Source organism: Curtobacterium sp. MCBD17_013, assembly GCF_003234565.1.
In the GTDB taxonomy this organism is placed as follows: domain Bacteria; phylum Actinomycetota; class Actinomycetes; order Actinomycetales; family Microbacteriaceae; genus Curtobacterium.
This window is the reverse complement of the sequence record NZ_QKTU01000004.1, coordinates 154,267-174,662: the sequence shown is the minus strand read 5'-3', so window position 1 is coordinate 174,662 and position 20,396 is coordinate 154,267. Positions and strand designations below refer to the sequence as shown.

General features: G+C 72.7%; 17 protein-coding genes. 9 read left to right on the top strand and 8 right to left on the bottom strand.

Annotated elements, in window-relative coordinates:
* Nucleotides 1-13: 13 nt before the first annotated feature.
* The 3 genes from DEI81_RS06900 to DEI81_RS06890 form a co-directional block, all read right to left on the bottom strand.
* Nucleotides 14-814, bottom strand: a complete 801-nt coding sequence (locus DEI81_RS06900; RefSeq protein WP_111009788.1) for an SDR family NAD(P)-dependent oxidoreductase — start codon at nt 812-814, stop codon at nt 14-16.
* 159 nt (nt 815-973) lie between these two features.
* Complete coding sequence (locus DEI81_RS06895; RefSeq protein ID WP_111009787.1) at nt 974-1,498, bottom strand: Dps family protein; 525 nt, start codon at nt 1,496-1,498, stop codon at nt 974-976.
* A gap of 110 nt (nt 1,499-1,608) precedes the next feature.
* A complete protein-coding gene (locus tag DEI81_RS06890) occupies nt 1,609-2,118 on the bottom strand; it encodes a MarR family winged helix-turn-helix transcriptional regulator (protein WP_111009786.1) in 510 nt (169 codons plus the stop codon).
* Nucleotides 2,119-2,335: 217 nt separating this feature from the next.
* On the opposite strand from DEI81_RS06890, the gene DEI81_RS06885 reads away from it, so the two are divergent.
* The 5 genes from DEI81_RS06885 to DEI81_RS06865 all read left to right on the top strand — a co-directional run bounded on the left by DEI81_RS06885 (nt 2,336) and on the right by DEI81_RS06865 (nt 8,593).
* Nucleotides 2,336-3,988, top strand: a complete 1,653-nt coding sequence (locus DEI81_RS06885) for a glycoside hydrolase family 13 protein (RefSeq protein ID WP_111009785.1) — start codon at nt 2,336-2,338, stop codon at nt 3,986-3,988.
* A 137-nt stretch (nt 3,989-4,125) separates the two neighbouring features.
* Complete coding sequence (locus tag DEI81_RS06880) at nt 4,126-6,069, top strand: DUF11 domain-containing protein (RefSeq protein WP_181435339.1); 1,944 nt, start codon at nt 4,126-4,128, stop codon at nt 6,067-6,069.
* A gap of 151 nt (nt 6,070-6,220) precedes the next feature.
* Entirely contained in the window at nt 6,221-6,862 is a 642-nt protein-coding gene (locus DEI81_RS06875) for a DUF308 domain-containing protein (RefSeq protein ID WP_258368540.1), read from the top strand.
* Nucleotides 6,859-7,113 carry a hypothetical protein gene (locus DEI81_RS06870; protein ID WP_111009783.1) on the top strand — a complete coding sequence of 85 codons (255 nt, stop codon included), beginning with the start codon at nt 6,859-6,861 and terminating at the stop codon, nt 7,111-7,113. Before DEI81_RS06875 ends, DEI81_RS06870 begins: the two co-directional genes overlap by 4 nt.
* Nucleotides 7,114-7,195: 82 nt before the next feature.
* Nucleotides 7,196-8,593 carry an MFS transporter gene (locus DEI81_RS06865; protein ID WP_146244036.1) on the top strand — a complete coding sequence of 466 codons (1,398 nt, stop codon included), beginning with the start codon at nt 7,196-7,198 and terminating at the stop codon, nt 8,591-8,593.
* Here DEI81_RS06865 and DEI81_RS06860 read toward each other — a convergent pair.
* Nucleotides 8,563-9,537: a LysR family transcriptional regulator gene (locus DEI81_RS06860; protein ID WP_111009782.1), complete on the bottom strand. Its 975-nt coding sequence runs from the start codon at nt 9,535-9,537 to the stop codon at nt 8,563-8,565. The genes DEI81_RS06865 and DEI81_RS06860 overlap by 31 nt on opposite strands.
* An 81-nt stretch (nt 9,538-9,618) precedes the next feature.
* Here DEI81_RS06860 and DEI81_RS06855 point away from each other — a divergent pair, with 81 nt between their 5' ends.
* Nucleotides 9,619-10,896 carry an MFS transporter gene (locus DEI81_RS06855; protein WP_111009899.1) on the top strand — a complete coding sequence of 426 codons (1,278 nt, stop codon included), beginning with the start codon at nt 9,619-9,621 and terminating at the stop codon, nt 10,894-10,896.
* A gap of 15 nt (nt 10,897-10,911) precedes the next feature.
* Here DEI81_RS06855 and DEI81_RS06850 read toward each other — a convergent pair whose 3' ends face one another.
* Complete coding sequence (locus DEI81_RS06850; RefSeq protein ID WP_111009781.1) at nt 10,912-11,826, bottom strand: cation diffusion facilitator family transporter; 915 nt, start codon at nt 11,824-11,826, stop codon at nt 10,912-10,914.
* Nucleotides 11,827-11,883: 57 nt separating this feature from the next.
* Between DEI81_RS06850 and DEI81_RS06845 the strand changes: the two genes are divergently transcribed.
* A complete protein-coding gene (locus tag DEI81_RS06845; RefSeq protein WP_111009780.1) occupies nt 11,884-12,558 on the top strand; it encodes a DUF4166 domain-containing protein in 675 nt (224 codons plus the stop codon).
* A gap of 80 nt (nt 12,559-12,638) precedes the next feature.
* Complete coding sequence (locus DEI81_RS06840; protein WP_111009898.1) at nt 12,639-13,649, top strand: epimerase; 1,011 nt, start codon at nt 12,639-12,641, stop codon at nt 13,647-13,649.
* On the opposite strand, the gene purB is transcribed toward DEI81_RS06840, so the two are convergent.
* Complete coding sequence (gene purB / locus DEI81_RS06835) at nt 13,604-14,989, bottom strand: adenylosuccinate lyase (protein ID WP_111009779.1); 1,386 nt, start codon at nt 14,987-14,989, stop codon at nt 13,604-13,606. The genes DEI81_RS06840 and purB overlap by 46 nt on opposite strands.
* Nucleotides 14,986-15,510 (bottom strand): low molecular weight protein-tyrosine-phosphatase, encoded by a 525-nt coding sequence (locus tag DEI81_RS06830; protein WP_111009897.1) that lies wholly within the window; start codon nt 15,508-15,510, stop codon nt 14,986-14,988. The genes purB and DEI81_RS06830 overlap by 4 nt, the downstream gene beginning before the upstream one ends.
* Before the next feature lie 297 nt (nt 15,511-15,807).
* Between DEI81_RS06830 and DEI81_RS06825 the strand changes: the two genes are divergently transcribed.
* The gene (locus DEI81_RS06825) at nt 15,808-18,486 is read left to right on the top strand and encodes a LuxR C-terminal-related transcriptional regulator (protein ID WP_146242902.1); all 2,679 of its coding nucleotides are present in this window, start codon (nt 15,808-15,810) and stop codon (nt 18,484-18,486) included.
* A 138-nt stretch (nt 18,487-18,624) separates the two neighbouring features.
* On the opposite strand, the gene guaB is transcribed toward DEI81_RS06825, so the two are convergent.
* The gene (gene guaB, locus DEI81_RS06820) at nt 18,625-20,127 is read right to left on the bottom strand and encodes an IMP dehydrogenase (protein WP_111009777.1); all 1,503 of its coding nucleotides are present in this window, start codon (nt 20,125-20,127) and stop codon (nt 18,625-18,627) included.
* Nucleotides 20,128-20,396: the final 269 nt, after the last annotated feature.

The following is a 20,396-nucleotide window of genomic DNA, read 5'->3' as shown; positions in this document are numbered from 1 at the left end:
GTGTGTCTCCCGGTCAGATGGTGGCGACCGAGCCGGCGTCGACCCGGTAGTTGGACCCGTTCACGAACGAGGCGCGGTCGCTGCAGAGGAACGCGATGACGCTCGCGACCTCGTCGGGCTCGCCGCGGCGGTGCAGCTCGAGGTAGGGGCGCTCCTCGTCGAGGAACGACTCGATCGCTTCGTCGAAGCCCTGGCCCGTCTGCTCGGCCCGCTTCGTCATCATGGCGTCCGTCATCGGGGTGTGGATGAAGGCGGGGGAGACCGTGTTGACGAGCAGCCCCTCCTTCGCGTAGCTCCGGGACAGTCCCTTGGCGAACGAGAGCACGCCGGCCTTCGCCGCGCAGTACGGCAGCTCGTCGTCGTAGGGCTGGAGGGCGTCCTCGCTCGTCACGTAGACGATCCGGCCCCAGCCACCGTCGCGCAGGTCACCGATGAACTCGCGCGTGATCCGCACCGGGCCCATGAGATCGATGTCGATGGTCGACAGCCAACCCTGCTCGTCGATCTCGTGGAACATGCCCTGGGCGCCCGTGACCCCCGAGGACTGCACGAGGATGTCGATCACGCCGACGGACTCGCGGACCTGGTCGTGGAGGCGGGTGAGGCTCGCGCTGTCGGTGACGTCCGCGGCGAACGCGAAGAGCCGGCCCGGGTGGGCCTCGAGCTTCGCGGCCGAGTCGTCGAGGGCGGCCTGGTCGAGGTCGGTGATCACGACGGTGGCGCCCTCGCTGAGCAGGAGCTTGGCCGTCTGCCAGCCGATGCCGGAGTCCGCGCCGAAGACGAGCGCGATGCGGCCCGAGATGCCGAGGTCCATGGGGTGGTGCTCCTGTCTGTCGTTCTGCGTGCGCGCACGACGACGGCCGCGTCGGCGGATGCCGCCGCGGCCGGTCGCCGGTGCGCCGTGGCCCGGATGGGCGGGTGGCCCGGATGGGCGGGTGACCCGGATGCGCGGGTGACCCGGAGAGGGGTCGGCTCAGCTCAGGCTGGTCGACTGCGCGCTCTCGACGCTCTCGGCGTTCGGAGCGGTCGTCGCCGCCGACAGCGTCTGCTTCGGCGTGCGGTTCTCGGCGCTGACCATCCACGCGAGCTGCTCGAGTCGGTCGATGATCGCGTGCAGGATGTCCGCGGTCGACGGGTCTTCCTCGTCGACCTCGTCGTGCACGTCGCGCATGGTCCCCACGGCCTGGTAGAGGCGCAGGGTGATCATGTCGACGACGTCGTGGGTCGAGACCTCGCCCTCCGGGAACTCGTCGAGGCTCGAGGTGGCGCCGACGGTCTTCGAGCGACCGTCGGGCGTGGCGTAGAGGGCGCGCATGCGCTCCGCCACGGTGTCGGAGAACTCACGTGCCTCCGTGACGATCTCGTCGAGCTGGAGGTGGAGGTCCCGGAAGTTGTGTCCGAGCACGTTCCAGTGGGCCTGCTTGCCCTGGACGTGCAGGTCGATGAGGTCCACGAGGACCTTCTGGAGATTGCCGGCGAGCTTGTCCGATGCGTGCATGATGGCTCCGTTCCGAGGTTCGGTGACGGTTCCCGGTCTACCCGGTGCGGCATGGTCGACGCTCAGCCGACGTCCGGACAAGCGTCCCCCGTGACCGGTCGGCCGGGCGGTCAGTCCTCGTGCGGGTCGACCATGTCGACCGCCGCACGGACGTCCTCGAGGAAGGTCATGACGACCCGGGCCTCGTCCGCCGTGAGGGACTCCGCGATGTGCATCATCCGCCGGTGCATGCGACCGAGCGTCGCGCGGACCTCGGTGTCCGTGTTGGTCGTCGGGACGATGACGAGTGCACGACGGTCGGTCGGGTGCGGCTCACGCCGGACGTGGCCGCTCCTGACGAGGCGGTCGACCAGGATCGTCGTCGACGCCGACGAGATCTTGAGGTAGGCGGCGAGGTCCTTCGGGCTGATGGTGCGGTCCGCCCGCTGCGCCTGCAGCAGGAACCGGACGGCCAGGAGGTCCGTCTCGCCCATGCCCATCGCGTCACGGGTCCGGCGACGCATCGCCGTCTCGGCCCCGCGGTAGCGGCGCAGGGCGTTCAGCACATCGACGCCCCGCTGGGTCGCATCGTCGTCGGGGTACCAGTACCCGGACGGCTCGGTGACCTCCTGCGTGCTCATGCACACCACCCTAACCTGCCTACTTGCTAGACCGGCTAGCGAACGCCGGGACGTACAGGAACCACTCGGGCGGTGGTGCGCGCAGTGGCTGGGCGTGGCGGGCAACGGCCAGCTCGCGCTCGGGATGCGGCCCTCTCTCGGGTCCGCGATCCCTCCGAGCCACCGCCGCGTAGCGTGACGGACGCACCGAACCCGCCGCGAGAGGAACGACGCTTCCGTGTCCACCCAGCCACCGGTCCCCGGGACCGACCAGCCGACCCCGTCCCTCCACGACCCGGACTGGTGGCGCCAAGCCGTCGTCTACCAGGTGTACCCACGGAGCTTCGCCGACGTCGACGGCGACGGCGTCGGTGACATCGCCGGGGTGACCGACCGGGTGCCGTACCTGCGGGAGCTCGGCGTCGACGCGATCTGGCTCAGCCCGTTCTACCCGTCCGCCCTCGCGGACGGCGGCTACGACGTGGCCGACTACCGCGACGTCGACCCGAAGCTCGGGACGCTCGCCGACTTCGACGCCCTGGTCGCGGCCGCGCACGCCGCCGGGATCCGGATCATCGTCGACGTCGTCCCGAACCACACCTCCGACCTGCACGTGTGGTTCCAGGAGGCACTCGAGTCCCCACGGGGCTCCGCCGCCCGGGCCCGCTACGTGTTCCGCGACGGCTCCGGTCCCGACGGCGCGGAGCCGCCGTCCGACTGGGTCTCGAACTTCGGCGGCTCCGCGTGGACCCGGGTCGCCGACGGCCAGTGGTACCTGCACCTGTTCGCGCGGGAGCAGCCCGACCTCGACTGGTCGAACCCGGAGGTCCGCGCCGACTTCGAGCAGACGCTCCGCTTCTGGTCGGACCGCGGGGTCGACGGCTTCCGCGTCGACGTCGCGCACGCCATGGCCAAGGACCTGTCGGAGCCGTTCCGGCCGAGCGACCAGGACCACCTGCCCCTCGACGGCAGCGACCCGCTCTACGACCGCGACGAGGTGCACGAGATCCTCGGGTCCTGGCGACGGGTGCTCGACGAGTACGACCCGCCGCGGAGCGCGATCGCCGAGGCGTGGGTACCCGCCCGCCGTCGCGTGCTCTACGCCCGACCGACGGAACTCGGGCAGGCGTTCAACTTCGACCTGCTCGAGGCCCCGTTCGACCCCGAGGCCTTCCGCGCGATCATCGACGAGAACCTCGCGCAGGCGAGCCAGTCCGGGGCCTCGAGCACCTGGGTGCTGTCGAACCACGACGTCGTGCGGCACGCCACGCGGTACGGGCTCCCGGACGGTGCGGACTCGGGCGCCTGGCTCATGAGCGACGGCAGGGAGCCGGTGCTCGACCGCGACCGCGGGCTCCGTCGTGCCCGTGCCGCGTCCCTCCTCGTGCTCGCGCTGCCCGGGTCCGCGTACGTGTACCAGGGCGAGGAGCTCGGCCTCCACGAGGTCGCGGACATCCCGCACGACCGCCTGCAGGACCCGAAGTGGGCGCGCTCGGAGCACACGGACAAGGGCCGTGACGGCTGCCGCGTGCCGATCCCGTGGACCCGGTCCGGCTCCTCGTTCGGGTTCGGGCCGGACGGGGCACACCTGCCGCAGCCCGCCGACTTCGGGACGTGGAGCGTCGAGGCCGAGGACGGCGTCGACGGCAGCACATTGGAGCTGTACCGCGCGGCGCTCGCGTTCCGTCGGACGCACCGCGGCGGCGAGGACCTGACGTGGCTCGAGACGCCGGACCGGGTGGTCGGGTTCGCGCGCGCCGACGGATGGCGCTCGGTCACGAACTTCGGCACCGACCCCGTGCCGCTGCCCGAGGGCGCCGTCGTCGTGGCGTCGTGCCCGATCGAGGACGGGCTGTTGCCGGGCGAGAGCACGGTGTGGCTCACCGCGTGAGCTGACGGCGGACCGTCCAGTGCGTGCGGTGGGCGGCCCGTCGGTCCGCCGTCCACAGCCGGGAGGCCCGGGCGCGGCCTCCACAACCGGTCCGCTCCGGCCTCGGGGGAGCGACTCCGGTCCCCAGCATGGGCGGCATGACATCAGCACCACGAGCACATCCACCGACACCAGCACGACCCGGGACGCCGGGCGCCGTACCCCGCGCCGCGGCGCTGCGGCGACTGCGGCGCATCGCCTGCGGAGCCCTGGCACTCTCCGCGCTGAGCGCCGGGGCCATGCTCCCCGTGACGAGCGCCCACGCAGCCGAGCTCGCGTTCCCGTTCCACACCGACTTCGACTCGGCCGACGGCGGGACGCTGTCCGGCGACGCCGAGGTCGGGGACGGCTGGCTGCGACTCACGGACGCCGTGCGGAGCGAGGCGGGCTCCTGGGCCACCGACGACGTGTTCGCGTCGGACCTCGGGCTCGAGATCGAGTTCCGGTACGCGATGCACGGCGGCACCGGGGCGGACGGCCTGCTCATGTCGCTGTCGGACGGTGCCGTCGCGCCGGGGGTCGGGCGACCCGGCGCGGCGCTCGGGTACAGCTGCTACGACGACTCGGGCCACTACGGCACCTGCGACGTCGCGGGCATGCCCGGGGCGTTCGTCGGCGTCGGGTTCGACCTGCGCGGCAACTTCTCACGTCCGTTCAACGGGTCCGGCCCCGGTCCCCAGCCCGACCACGTCGTGCTCCGTGGCTCGGGGAATGGCACGGACGGCTACCGGTTCCTCCGCGGCGCGGTCGGCCCCGACGGTGGAGTGGGGACGCAGTCCCGGTCCGACGAACGGACGGTGCACGTCACGTTGCTGCCGGCCGCCGACGGGGTCCTCGCACTCACGGTGCGGTCCGACTCCGGACCGGGTACCCGGATGCGGACCGTGATCGACCAGGTGGCGCTCGAGGGTGACGGACAGGCGCCGCTCCCGGACACACTGCGCCTCGGGTTCACCGCCTCGACCGGGAACTCGACCAACGCCCACGAGGTCGACGACCTGACCGTGTCCATCCCGACCGACGTCGGCATCACGCAGGAGATGCCGGAGCGCGTCGTCGCGGGCACGCACGTCCGGTACACGGCGACCGCGACGAACCGGGGGCGGAACGGCTCCGCGCGCAACGACGTGGTGATCGCGACGCCGACCGAACTGCACGACGTCCGCTGGACGTGCGCCGCCACGGCCGGTGCCGCGTGCGGTGCGGGGTCCGGCGCCGGTCCGGAGATCGCCACGACGGCCGACATCGACCCGGGGGCCACGGTCACCTGGACGATCGAGGGCGACCTCGCTGCGGACGCCACGGGGCAGATCGCGAGCGCGGCACGGATCACCACGCCACCGTCGCGCGCCGACACGAACACGGCGGACAACGCGTCGACGGTCCGGGCCGCGATCGGGACCGACGCCGCGCTGCGCACCGAGAAGGCCGCCGAGCTCCTGCCCGGGGACGTCGAGCTGCTGCCCGGGGGCGTGTTCCGGTACACGATCACCGCGGTCAACGGCGGACCGTCCGACGCGCGCCGGGTCGGTGCGGTCGACGACCTGCCGGAGCCCGTGCGCTTCGTGGGGTCCGAGGACGGCTGTCGCGCCGACGGTCAGCACGTGACGTGCTCCTCGGCGGTCACGGTCGCACCGGGCGAACGGCACCGGTTCCGTTTCGACGCCCAACTCGACGCCGGGTACCGCGGCGACGGCGCCGACGTCCTCAACGTCGCGATCGCCACCTCGCCCGACGACCCGGACGACGGCGACCCGTCGGACCCCGTGCCGCTGCCCGGACCGATCGGCACGATCGAACCGCCCGTCGTGACACCGACCACCCCGCCCCACGGCGGTGAGCACCCGACCGCGACGCCACGGCCCTCGGCCTCCGCGACACCGGTCGCCGCCGGAGCGCACCCGGCCCGGCTCGCCTTCACCGGAACCGTGGGCACGGCTGCTGCGGTCCTGGTCGCGGCGATCGCCGTCGTCACCGGCCTGGGCGTCCGCTCGGTCCGTCGCCGACGTGAGCTCGAGCGACAGGAGGACCCCGCGGCCTGACCGGTCGTGTCGCGCGCCGTCGGCCCGCGGGGTCGGCGGCGCGCGTTCGCGGTTCGAGCATCCTCAGCCGCGACGCCGCCGGCCGGACGGGCCCGCATCGGCCCGGCGGTACCATTGACCGTACGATCAGCCTGCCCAAGAGAGGGATTCCGTGTCCGACACCGTGGACGACGCCGCGCAGCGCGCCCGGTACTGGACGGTCCCGTTGTCCCGGGCACTGCCCGCCGCGGTCGTGGCGATGGTGATCACGTTCTCGTCGAACCACGCCACCTCGCTCGGGCTGGTGCTGTTCGGCGCCTTCGCGATCGTCGAGGGCGCCCTGCTCGGCGTCGGCAGCCTGCGCCGACTCGACGACCCCCGGTCCCGTCGCCTCGCCGTCGTGCAGGCTGCGGTGACCGTCGCCGCCGGCGTCGTCGCGCTGTTCCTCCCGTCTGCGGGACTCCCGGCGTTCCTCGCGGTCGTCACCGCGTTCGCGGTCGTCACCGGGGGCATCGAACTCCTGCAGGGCGTCCTCGCGCGGCGTACGTCGCCCTTCGCCCGCGACTGGATGACCGTCGGGGGGCTCACGGTCCTGCTGGCGATCGCGTTCCTGCTGACGCCTCCGGACTACTCCAAGGACCTCGGCGGCATCGAGCACGTCAGCGGCACGCTCGACTCGTCGATCATCCTCGTCGGCCTGCTCGGCGCGTACCTCGCCCTGACGGCGGTCTTCCACGTGATCGCCGCCCTCTCGCACAAGTGGGGGACCTCGGCACCCACGCCGTCGGCCCCGAACGGAGCACCACACGCATGACCACCCCAAGCCGCCGCGACCGGCTCCGCCCGGTCGAACTCCTCGCGATCTCGGCGATCGTCGCGGTGTTCGTCGGACTCGTCGTCCTGATGTCCACCCGTCAGCCCGAACTCGCGGCGGTGTTCCTCTGCATCGCGTTCATCGTCGTCATCGTCGTGCTGGCGATGTTGCAGCTGGCGGCCACGAGTGAGCAGGACGACAACGACATGCTCGGCGGACACCGGAAGGACGAGGGCGACGACCACCACTGACCACGACCGACGCGAGTCCGTCCACGCACGCAGTCCCCAGCAGGGCGACCCGGACCTCCCGTCGCGGTACCGCCACCGGTACGTGATCCTGACGGTCTGCTGCCTCAGTCTCTTCATCGTCTCGTTGGACGCCACCGTCGTGAACGTGGCGCTGCCGTCGATCGGCCGTGAGCTCCACAGCACGATCTCCGGACTCCAGTGGACGATCGACGCCTACACGCTGGTCCTCGCGAGTCTGCTCATGCTGTCGGGGTCCACCGCGGACCGCATCGGCCGACGCAGGACGTTCCAGGTCGGGCTCGTCCTGTTCACCGTCGGCTCGCTCCTCTGTTCGTTGGCGCCGAGCGTCGGCTGGCTGGTCGTGTTCCGGATGGTCCAGGCCGTCGGCGGCTCGATGATGAACCCGGTCGCGATGTCCATCATCACGGCGACCTTCGACGACGCCAAGGAGCGTGCTCGCGCGGTCGGCGTCTGGGGGGCGGTGGTCGGCGTCTCGATGGGGGTCGGTCCGCTCGTCGGTGGAGCCCTGACGGACACGATCGGTTGGCGGGCGATCTTCTGGATCAACGTGCCGATCGGCATCGCGGCCGTCGTGCTGACGTTCGCGTTCGTCCCGGAGTCCCGTGCGGCTCGCCCCCGGCGCTTCGACGCCCCGGGTCAGGCACTCGTGGTCGTGTTGCTCGCGGCGCTCGTCGGCGGACTCATCGAGGGTCCACGGCTCGGGTGGGGCTCGGTCGCGGCGATCTCCCTGTTCGCCGCAGCAGCGCTCGCGCTCGTCCTCATCGTCGTGGTGGAACGGCGGCGCCGGGAGCCGCTCGTCGACGTCCGGTTCTTCCGGAGCATCCCGTTCTCGACGGCCGTGCTCACGGCGGTCGGTGCCTTCGGCGCGAACGGTGCGTTCCTGTTCCTCAACGCGCTGTACCTCCAGGAGGTCCGGCACATGTCACCGTTCGAGGCCGGGCTCTGGACGCTCCCCGCCGCGGTGGCGACCATGGTCGTGTCGCCGTTCTCCGGTCGCCTCGTCGCCTCGGTCGGCACCCGGATCCCGCTCGTGCTCGCGGGTGTCGGCATCGGTTCGGGCGCGGCGGTCCTCACGACGATCGGCGCGGACACGCCGATGTGGATGCTCGTCGTCGCCTTCGCGCTGTTCGGGTTCGGCTTCGGGATGGTGAACGCGCCGATCACGAACACGGCGGTGTCCGGCATGCCCCGTGCCCAGGCGGGATCGGCTGCGGGGGTCGCGTCGACGAGTCGCCAGACCGGGGTCTCCCTCGGCGTGGCGCTCGCCGGGACGGTCACGGGAGCGAGCGGAGCGGCGGCGGTCCACGCGAGTTTCGCGGTCGCGACGCACGCCATGTGGTGGATCGTCGTCGGCATCGCCGTGGGCGTCGTCGTGATCGGCTTCGTGTCGACGACGGCGCGCGCCCGGCGTTCGGTGGAGGCGATCGGTCACCTGCTCGAGGAGCCGTCCGCGGCCTGATCCGAGCCGGCGCTCCGCTCGGCGCTGCCGACGCGGCCGGTGCCGCCGTCGGTACCGCCGCCGGTGCCGCCGCCGGTACCGCCCACGACCGCTCGGGCGAGGGCGCGTGTGGCGCGGTTCAGAGCGGCGCCGGCAGCGGTGGCGAGTCCGACTCGCAGCGGCTCGACCGGGTCCGCGAGTTCGAGCACGACGGCGTCCCCGGCGGTGCCGGGGTCGGGGACGACCGCGACGCCGAGCCCGGTCGCCGCGAACCGGACGACCGACGGCAGGTCGTTCATCTCGGCCACGATGCGGCGCCGGATGCCCCGGTCGCGGAGCGCCGCGTCGAGGATGATGCGGTTCCCGAACCCGCGCGCGGTGTCGACGAACGGCTCGTCCGCGAGTTCGGCGAGGGACACGACAGCGTGGTCCGCGAGTCGATGCCGCGGTGCGACGTACACCCGGAACGCCAGGGCGCGGAGCGGAGTCACCGCGATCCCCGGCGGGTCCTGCGGCAGTGCGGTGAAGGCCAGGTCGAGCCGGCCGGCCCGGAGGTCCTCCGCCAGGCCGGTGGTCCCCGCCGCGGAGGCGCTGAGGTGCACGTCGACGAGCGGGTGCCGCGCGTGGAAGGTCGTGATGATCCGCGGCAGGTCGACGATGTCCATGTTCGCGAAGATCCCGACGCGCACGCGGCCGCGGAGCTGCGCGTCGGCGGTGACGGCGCCGTCCCGGAGGCGCTCGACCGCGCCGAGCGCGGCCCGGGCGTCCGGCAGGAGCGCCTCGCCGAGGGGGCTCAGGGTCAGACGGCGACCGACCCGGTCGAACAAGGCCCCGCCGAGCTCGCGCTCGAGGCTCTGCAGACCGGCGGACACGGTCGATTGCGCAGCGAAGAGCCGGGCGGCGGCGCGGGTGACGTTGCCCTCGTCGGCGACGGCGACGAACTGTTCGAGCAGGCGGGTCTCCATGCGTCCATCATCGTCCACGTCGATGGACGCCAGCGGTCCTGTCCGTTGGACACGATCGGTGCAGTCCTGCACGCTCGGACCATGACCACCACCGCTCCCCGGACCGCATCCGTGCCGCTGCCCGATCCCGTCGCTGGTGCCGGACGCCCGGAGCGGCCCGCCCGACCGACCCCGAGCCGTCAGCGCCACGCGGCCGGGTTCTGGATCGTCGCGGGGAGCTTCCTCAGCGTCATGGCGTTCGCCGCCGTCCCCGCACCGCTGTACGCGCTGTACCAGGCACGCGACGGCTTCCCGACCTTCACCGTGACACTCGTGTTCGCGGCGTACGCCGTGGGGGTCATGATCGCGCTCTGGCTCGCCGGGCACCTCAGCGACGTCCACGGACGCCGACGGCTCATCCTCGTGTCGGTCGCGCTCGAGCTCGTCGCCGCCGTGCTGTTCCTCGTCTGGAACGACGTCCCGGGCCTCCTCGTCGCGCGGTTCATCAGCGGACTCGGTGTCGGCACCCTGACGGCCTCGGCCACGGCCCACCTCGGTGAACTCCGGGTCCGAGCGCGCCGGGACGGGGGCGCGGGCGGGAACGCGAGCGTCGTCGCCGGAGCGGTCAACCTCGGCGGCATCGGAGGCGGTGCCCTCGTCGGCGGTGTGCTGGCGGAGTTCGTCCGGCACCCCCTCGTCGTGCCGTACGCCGTGTTCGTCGTGGTCCTCGCGGTCGCCTTCGTCGCCATGCTCGTCGTCCCGGAGACCATCGACACGGGGCGGGTACGCCCGGCCTACCGACCCCAGCCGATCACCGCGCCGTCCGGGGCAGCGGGACCCTTCTGGGCGGCGGGTGCCGGGGCGTTCAGCACCTTCGCCGTGCTCGGCCTGTTCACGTCGATCGCGCCGACGTTCCTCGCGACCACCTTCCACGTCACGGACCGGCTCGCCGCCGGTGCGACGAGCTTCGGGGTCTTCGCGGGCGCTGCGGTCGCGCAGATCGCCCTCGCCCGCCTCGCGATGCGTGCGCAGGTCCGCTGGGGCATGCTGCTCGTCACCGTCGGACTCGCCGGGGTCGCGGTCGGCGCGCTCGTCCTCGTCGTCGCGGTGTTCGTCGTGGGCAGCGTGCTCGCCGGTGCCGGCGTCGGACTGCTCTTCCGGGCCTCCATCGCCGGTGCGGGCGGTCTGGTCGGGCCGGAGCGGCGCGGCGGTGTCCTGGCGGCGACGTTCCTCATCGGCTACGCGGGGATGGTCGTCCCGGTGGTCCTCGCCGGCGCGGTGCTGCTCGTGGTCGCGCCGCTGCCCGTGCTCCTCGGGTTCGTGGTCGTCGTCATCGCACTCGCGCTCTGGGCCGGCAGCCGTCTCGCAGCCCGGGCCTGAGCCGCGCCGCCGGGGTCAGGCGTGGACGTCGTGCTCGTGCCGCTGGTGTGACGCGGGCTCGAGCTGGAAGGTCGAGTGCTCGACCGGCACGGCGAAGTGCTCGGCGACGCACTGCTGCAGCTCGTCGAGGATCGTCGGGGCGTGCGCGGAGGTGAAGCAGTGGTCGTCGATCACGACGTGCGCGGTGAGGGTCGGCACCCCGGTGGCGACGAGTGACGCGTGCAGGTCGTGCACGGCGCGCACGTGGTCGAGCCGGAGGATGTGACGACGTACGGCGTCGAGGTCGAGCCCGGGCGGGGTGGCCTCGAGCAGGACGTCGGTGGTCTCGCGGAGCAGCCGGAGTGCGCGCGGCAGGATGAGCGCACCGATGAGGATCGCGGCGACGGAGTCCGCGCGCTCCCAGCCGGTCAGTGCGACGACGATCGCCGCGGCGACGACCGCGAGGGACCCCAGCGAGTCGTTCAGCACCTCGAGCCGCGCCGCCCGCGCGGTGAACGTCCCGCCTCCGGAGCGTGTGAGCGCCGCCAGCGCGACCGCGTTGCCGACCACGCCGAGGACACCGAACACCAGGAGCGGCACCGCGGGGACGGGGACCGGCGTGACCAGGCGCTGCACGGCCGTCACGAGGACGACGATCCCGACCCCGAGCAGGACCGCGGCCTGCGCGACGGCGCCGAGGACCTCGGCGCGTTGGAAGCCCCAGGTCCGTCTGGCCGTCGGTGAGCGCTGCGCGAGCCGCACCGCGACGAGCCCGATCGCGAGACCGCCCGTGTCGACGACCATGTGCCCGGCGTCGACGAGGAGCGCCAGGGAGCCGGTCACGACGGCGCCGACGACCTCGGCGACGAGGATCGCGGCGGACACGCAGAACGCCACGGTCAACGCCCGAGCGCTGGCCGACCGCGCGCCGTGCTCGTGGTGGTGGCTCATGCCGCCATCGTAGGCATCCGCACCGACCGGGCACCGGGGACGTGACAGGATCCGACCGTGACCCCGAGCGCACGATCGCCCTACGAGGCGAGCACCCGTCCCGGCGCCCTCGACGCGCTGCACCCCCGCTTGCGCGGCTACTTCGGCGCGATCCCCGCGGGGCACGTCGGACGGGGCACCGGCGTCTTCGACGTCGTCGGGACGCCACGACGCTGGATGTGGCCGCTGCTCGCCTGGTTCGCCCGCGACGCGGTCATGGCGCCGGTGTGGGAACGCGACGTGCCGTTCACCGTCGAGAACCGGCCGGCCGTCGACCGGGAGGGACGCATCGCCGTCCTCGCTCGCCGGACGTTCCACTTCCGGTCCGGGCCCTGGGTGATGCAGGACGCGATCACGGCGGACGCCGATGGGCTCGCCGACCACCTGGGGCGGCGCGGCCGGCTCGTGGCCGCGCTCGACGTCGCGGTCGCCGACGGCGCGCTCCGCCTGGTCTCGACCCGCGTGTCGTTCCGGGTGCTGGGACGGATGCTGCGCCTCCCGGCCGCCGTGGCACCGCGGGTGGTCCTGACCGAGCGGTACGACCCGGGCGTCGACCGCCAACGCGTGTCGCTGACGCTGTCGGCGCCGCTCGTCGGCACGCTGTACCGGTACGAGGGGTCGTTCGTCCACGGTGTCGTGCCCGACGACGCGGACGCCCCCGGGGGAACCGGCGGACCGGGGAGGCGTCCATGAGCGACAGCGGGAGCGACAGCGGGAGCGAGCACGGTGCTGCCGCCGGCGGCGGCGGCGGCACCGGCGGTGGTGGCGACGCTGTGCGGCCACGCGTCGTGGTGGCCGGCGCGTCCGGCTTCATCGGCCGGTACCTCGTCCACGCGTTCCGCGCCGAGGGCGCCGACGTCACGACCGTGGGACGGACCGGCGACGCGGTGTGGGGCGACATCCGCCGGATCACCGAGCTCGTCGACGGCGCCGACCTGGTCGTCAACCTCGCGGGCAAGAGCGTGGACTGCCGGTACGGCGCCCGCAACCGTGCCGAGATCCTCCGCTCGCGGGTCGAGACCACGCGCGAACTCCGGGACGCCATCCGCGCGGCGCGACGGCCGCCGCGGGTCTGGTGCAACGCGTCGACCGCGACCATCTACCGGCACGCGGAGGACCGCCCGCAGACCGAGTCCGACGGCGAGATCGGCACCGGGTTCTCCGTGTCGGTCGCACGGGCGTGGGAGGCGGCGTTCTTCGACGGGGACCTGCCGGGCACCCGTCGGGTCGCGCTCCGCATCGCCATCGTGCTCGGCGACGGCAGCGCCCTCGTGCCGCTCATCCGGTTGGCGCGGCTCGGACTCGGCGGTCCGCACCTGGACGGACCGTGGTTCGCGACGCGTCGCCGTCGCGCCGCCGGGACGTTCCACGAGGACCGGCACACGCACGGGAGGCAGCGCTTCAGCTGGGTGCACATCGCCGACGTGCTCGGTGCCATCCGGTTCGTGCGCGACCATCCGGAGATCGACGGGGTCGTCAACGTCTGCGCCCCACACCCCACGGACGACCGCACCATGATGCGGACCCTCCGCGAGATCATCGGGCGGCGTTTCGGGCTCCCGCTCCCGCGCTGGATGCTCGAACTCGGGTCGATCGCGATCCGAACCGAGACGGAGCTCGTGCTGAAGAGCCGGTGGGTCGTCCCCGCGCGCCTGGAGGGAGCGGGCTACCGCTTCGTGCACCCGGAACTCCGCGGAGCGCTCGCGAGCGCCGTGGCGGAGCACCGGCAGCGCGGTCGTCAGGAGTCGAGGAACCCGACGAGCTCGTCGGCGAGGCCGGTGTAGGTCGCCGGGGTCAACGCGGCGAGCCGCGCCTTCGCTCCGTCGGAGATGTCGAGTCCGTTCACGAACGCGACGAGGTCCTCGCGGCCGACGCGGCGGCCCCGGGTGAGCTCCTTGAGCAGCGCGTACGGGTCCTCGATCTCGGAGCGGCCTGCGGTCACCTCGGCGCGGATGACGGTCTGGATCGCCTCGGCGAGGACCTCCCAGTTGCCGTCGAGGTCGGCGGCGAGGCGGCCCTCGGCCACGGCGATCTCACCGAGCCCGCGGCGCAGATTGTCGAGGGCGAGCAGGGAGTGCGCGAAGGCGACCCCGATGTTCCGCTGCGTCGTCGAGTCGGTGAGGTCGCGCTGCATGCGGCTCGTCACCAGTGTCTCGGACAGCGTCGAGAACACCGCCGTCGAGAGCTCGAGGTTCGCCTCGGCGTTCTCGAAGCGGATCGGGTTGATCTTGTGCGGCATCGTCGACGACCCGGTGGCGCCGGCGACCGGGATCTGCGTGAAGTACCCCATCGAGATGTAGGTCCAGACGTCCGTCGCCAGGTTGTGCAGGATGCGGTTCGCGTGCCGGACCCGGTCGTACAGCTCGGCCTGCCAGTCGTGCGACTCGATCTGCGTGGTGAGCGGGTTCCACACGAGCCCGAGCGACTCGACGAACGCCCGGGAGAGTGCCGGCCAGTCGGCCTCGGGATCGGCGGCCAGGTGCGCCGAGAACGTGCCGGTCGCGCCGGAGAACTTGCCGAGGTACTCGGTGTCCTCGACCTGCGCGAGCACCCGCTCGAGGCGGTGGACGACGACGGCGAGCTCCTTGCCGAGCGTCGTCGGCGTCGCCGGCTGTCCGTGCGTGTGGGCGAGCATGGGGACCGCGCGGAGCTCGACCGCCCGGGTGCGGAGCGCGTCGGTGACGGCTCGGGCGGCGGGCAGCCAGACGTCCTGCACGGTGTCGCGGATGGTGAGCGCGTAGGCGAGGTTGTTGACGTCCTCGCTCGTGCAGGCGAAGTGCGTCAGCTCGGCGATGGCGTCGAGCCCGAGTTCGGACAGCCGGGCGCGGACGAAGTACTCGACGGCCTTGACGTCGTGTCGGGTGGTGGCCTCGAGCCCGGCGAGCTCGTCGATCGCCGCCTGCCCGAAGTCGTCCACGACGGCGCGGAGCGCTGCTCGGTCGTCGATCGACAGCGGCGACGTCGCGAACATCGCGTGGTCCGTCAGGAACACGAGCCACTCGACCTCGATCCGGACGCGGGCCCGGTTGAGACCCGCCTCGGAGAGGTGTTCCCCCACCGTGTGCACGACCGGGAAGTACCGCCCGTCGAGCGGGCTGATCGGCTGCGGGGGAAGGGGTGTCATGGGGCTCCCTGACGGACTGCCGGTTCGATCTGGTGGAAGAGGGCCCGCGACGCGCGTTCGATGGTCGCGAGGACCCGGTCGAACTCGTGCCGATCCGCGTAGTACGGGTCGGGCACGTCGGCGTGCTGCGGCCAGGCCTCGTCGTACCGCAGCATGAGCGTCACCTTCGCGGCGTCGTCCATCGTGGGGGCCCACGATCGCAGGATGCGCTCGTGGGAGCGGTCGAGTGCGACCACCAGGTCGAACTCCGGGAACCGGTCCGGGTCGAACTGACGGGCGCGATGCCTGGACCCATCGTATCCGCGTGCCGCGAGGGCGGCGATCGTCCGCTCGTCGGCCGGTTCGCCCACGTGCCAGTCGCCCGTGCCGGCGGACGAGACGGCGAAGCGGTCGGCGACCCCGGCCTCCTCGACGATGCGGCGGAAGACGACCTCGGCCATCGGGGACCGGCAGATGTTGCCGCTGCAGACGAAGGAGATGCGGAACGGCGACGAGGTCGGGACGTCGGCGGCCGAGGGCATCTGCACATCATGGCGCACCGTCGGCCACGACGCGAGGGCACCCCCGTCCACCGGACGGTCCGTCGTCGGTCGTGCTCGACCCGCGAGCGGTGTCGAGATACCCTCAGGGCGGGAGGGTCTTGCCCTTCACCTCTGGGTACCGGGTGAAGTGGAACGACCCGGTGTTGTTCCGGAATGTCACCCGTGGGCGAGATAACGGCGATGTACGAAGTTTCGCCGTCGCGTCCGCCTGATCACGCACCTAGCCTCCTCGTACCCAGTCAGGGGTACGTGATGTGGTCATCGGAGCGAACGCGTATGGAAGAGATGCTGACCTCGGTCGGGACGGAACAGGCGGCGGACGTCGCCCGGGCGCGAGGCGGAGGTGGTCGGACACCGCGGCCGGGCTACCCGCGACCGCGCCGGTTCCAGCTGCGTCGGCCGCGGTGGCTCGAGGCGCTCGACGACGCCGCTCGCGCGCAGATCGTGTGCGTCCGTGGTCCGGCCGGGACCGGGAAGACCACCGTGGTGGCGGACTGGGTCGACCGCGAGGTCACCGAGGGCGGACGACGCGTCGCGTGGCACGGCGCCCGCGAGACCGACACACGGTGCGGGTTGTGGCGGAGCGTGGTCGCCCAGCTCCGACGGGAAGCGGACGGATCGCAGCCCGAGCACCCCGACCGCGATGACGCGCCGGACGAGGAGGTCGTGGCGGCGTTGCTCACCCGACTCGACGGCGACGAGGTCATCGTGCTCGACGAGTTCGACCGGCTCCGCGACGCCGGGATCGCGGCGGCGGTGGAGGACGACGTCGCCTGGCTGCTCGAACGCACCCGCTGCACGGTCGTGGTCGTGTCGCGGCGCAGCACGGCGTTCGAGGGGAGTGCCGTCGCGGCCCGGTTCGACGTCGAGGTCCTCGACACGTCCGGCCTGCTCTTCACCCAGCAGGAGACCGCGGCGGTCCTGACGCTCCGCGGTGTCGCGTTCGACAGCCCCGCCATCGCGATGGTGCACGAGCGGCTGTCCGGCTGGCCGACCGCGGTGCAGCGGCTGACGAACCAGCTCGCGCTCGAACCGCACCGGGTGTGGCACCGCGACGAGCTCGAGCCCGTCGTCCGCCGCATCGCCGTCGAGATCGTCGACGAGTTGACGTCGGGGCTGCGGGGGACGGCGTCGTGGCCGGCGATCGTCACCGGCGCGGTCCTCCCGTTCATGAACAAGGACATGCTCGTCCGCGACGAGGGCGACGCGGCGCAGGTCGCGCAGCTCCTCGACGTGGCGGAACGAGCCGGGCTCGGCGCGTGGACCCGCGTGCGCGGCCGCTCCCGCTTCACGCTCACCCCCGTCGTCAAGCGCGTCCTCACGGAGCAGCTGGCCCTGCAGGAGGACCGTTCCATGCCCGACATCGCGGCCGCCGGAGCGCGCCTGCTCGAGGGGGAGGGCGAGATCCGGGAGGCCGTGGGCCTCGCCGCCGCCGCTCAGGACTGGCCGTACCTGGCCGCGCTGACGCGACAGCACTACGCGGTGCTGTGCCGCGACCACCACGCCGAACTCGTGGCGATCCTCGCCGTCGTGCCGCGTGACCACATGGAGACGGACCCCTGGCTCCTCCACCTGCAGGCGGCCATGCACTTCGCCGACGACGGCGGGCGGACGGCGGTGCCGGCCGCGGCCTTCGCCCGGGCCGACGCCGCGGCGCGCGAGCGGTTGAAGTCCGACGTCGGAGCGGAGAGCGTCCGCGACTCGGTCCTCCGCGTCGCGTCCCTCCGCCGCGCCGGGAGCTTCGGACGGGCCCTCGCGGTCGCCCGGTCCCTGCCGGACCTGCTCACGGCGATGCGCACCACGCCGGCAGCGGGCGTGCGCCTGAGCGCGGACGGCCACATGCAGGTCGGCATCACGCACCTGCACGACGGCAGCCACGAGGAGGCCCTGCAGCACTTCGCGCCGCTCGCCCGCTCGAACGAGGACCCGCACCTGCGCATCCAGGCGATGGGCTACTCCGCGTACCTGCACGTCCTGCGCGGGGACGTCCGGCGTGGTCGGGAACTCGTGACCCTCGCGATGCGCGACGGCAGCTGGTTCCCGTGGCGGCACAGCGTGTGGGCGGTCCCCGTCCACGTCGCCGCCGCCCTCGCCGCACTCGAGACCTGGGACCTCCCGACGGTCGACCGGCACATGCGGGTGCTCGACACCTTGCCGTACGACCTCGAGGACTGGCCGCTCGTCGTGCACCTCCGCGCCTTCCGACTGTTGCTCCAGGGCGACGGCCTCGGAGGGTTCGGGGTGATCCGCGACGCCGAGGGCCACTACGGCCGTGACGCCCTGAGCAACCACCACCAGGGGCTCATGCACGTCCTCAAGTCCGACCTGCTGCTGCTCGCGCGGCAGGCGAAGGCCGCGCTCGCCGGCCTCCGCCCGTTCCTCGACGGGCGCGAGAGCGTCGCCGGCGCCCAGGCGCGCGCGCTGCTCCTCGCGGGCAACGCGCCACATGCCCGTCTCTTCGCCGACCGGCTCATGTGGCGGAGCAACCCGAGCCCCCGGACCCGGACCGAGCTCCACGTCGTCCGCGCGGTCGCGTCCTGCCGGCTCGGCGACCTCGACGCCGCGCGGACGTCGCTCGACGAGGCGGCGACGGTGAGCAGCGCGCGGGGCCTGTCCACCCCGTGGTGGCTCGTCCCACGCGACGAACTCGAGGGGTTGTTCGACCAGGTGGCCCCGCACCTCCGGCCGGTGCTCGCGGACGCCCCGTCGGTGTACTCGAGCGACCTCACGGTGCCGCGGCTGACCCGCCGCGAGGGGGTCGTGCTCACGCGGCTCCGGGCCCAGGGCTCCATCGAGGACATCGCCACCGACCTGGGGGTGTCGCCGAACACCGTGAAGACGCAGGTGCGGAGCATCTACCGCAAGCTCGGCGTCGGCTCCCGTGCAGAAGCCGTGCGGGTCGCGTACGAGTGGCACCTCATGGGAGCGCCGGAGGGGCAACGGGCCGACGTCTAGGGCCGGGCCACCCTCCCCGCACCAGCGACCGCGCGTGGGCCGCGGAACGGCGGCGGGCCCGCGGAACGGCGACGGGCCCGCGGAACGGCGACGGGCCCGCCGACCGGAGTCGACGGGCCCGTCCCCGGGGAAGCCGTGTCAGCCGCGGTAGTTCGGCGCCTCGACGACCATCTGGACGTCGTGCGGGTGCGACTCCTTGAGCCCCGCGGCGGTGATCCGGACGAACTTGCCGCGGGCCTTGAGCTCGGGCACCGTGCGACCGCCGACGTAGAACATGGACTGCCGGAGGCCGCCCACGAGCTGGTAGACCACGTTGCCGAGGGCGCCGCGGTAGGGCACCTGGCCCTCGATCCCCTCGGGGATGAGCTTGTCGTCCGAGGGGACGTCCGCCTGGAAGTAGCGGTCCTTCGAGTACGAGGTCTTCTTGCCGCGGGTCTGCAACGCGCCGAGCGACCCCATACCGCGGTACGTCTTGAACTGCTTGCCGCCCACGAACACGAGGTCCCCGGGGGACTCGTCGCAGCCGGCGAGCAGCGAACCGAGCATGACCGTGTCGGCACCCGCGACGAGCGCCTTGGCGATGTCGCCCGAGTACTGCAGGCCGCCGTCCGCGATCACCGGCACTCCGGCCTCGCGCGCGGCCAGTGAGGCCTCGTACACGGCCGTGACCTGGGGCACCCCCACGCCCGCGACGACGCGCGTCGTGCAGATGGAGCCCGGACCGACGCCGACCTTGACCGCGTCGACCCCGGCGTCGATGAGCGCCTGCGCGCCCGCGCGGGTCGCGACGTTGCCGCCGATCACGTCGACGCCGGCGAACGCCGGGTCGGCCTTGAGCCGGCGCACCATGTCGAGGACGCCCTCGCTCTCGCCGTTCGCGGTGTCGACGACGAGCACGTCGACGCCCGCCTCGAGCAGGGCCGTCGCCCGCTGCCAGGCATCGCCGAAGAAGCCGATCGCGGCACCGACGCGCAGGCGGCCCTCGGCGTCCTTCGTGGCGTCCGGGTACTTCTCGCTCTTGTCGAAGTCCTTGACCGTGATGAGCCCGCGGAGCCGGCCGGACGCGTCGACGAGCGGGAGCTTCTCGATCTTGTGCTGGGCGAAGATCGCGACCGCCGCCTCGGGGTCGATGCCCTCGGGCGCGGTGATGAGGGGCGCCTTGGTCATGACGTCGCGGACGAGTGTCGTGCTCTGCTCGAACGGCGCGACGAAGCGCATGTCGCGGTTGGTGATGATGCCGACGAGCGTGCCGTCGGACTCCACGACCGGGAGCCCCGAGACGCGGAACTGCCCGCAGAGTGCGTCGACCTCGGCGACGGTGGCGTCGGGCCGCGTGGTCACGGGGTTCGTGATCATGCCCGACTCGCTCCGCTTGACCTTGTCGACGGCAGCCGCCTGGTCGGCGATCGACAGGTTGCGGTGCAGGATGCCGATCCCGCCCTGGCGGGCCATCGCGATCGCCATGCGCTCCTCGGTCACGGTGTCCATGGCCGCCGACAGGAGCGGTACGGCCACCTCGATGCGCTTGGTGAGGCGCGAGCGGGTCGACGCCTCGCTCGGGATGACGTCGGTGTGCCCGGGGAGCAGCATGACGTCGTCGTAGGTGAGTCCGATGAATCCGAACGGATCCGGCTGGTCCATGGGTCCCTCTCGTCGTTCCGGGCTGGCTGCAGGTGCTCCGGCCACGACGTCGGGTACCGGATGGGACATGGTAACGCGGGCGCGTGGGCCCGCCATTCCCGTAGCCGGGCACCGTCCGACCGGGCGGGAGGCTGGACCTGAGCGGTCCGCCCGGGTTCGGCTGAGCGGACGCTGGGTCCCCACTCGCGCTCCTGTGCATCATCACGGTTCCGTGACGAAGCACGCAGGGAACCTGATGGAAACACAGGTGACACAAACGCTCCGTACTG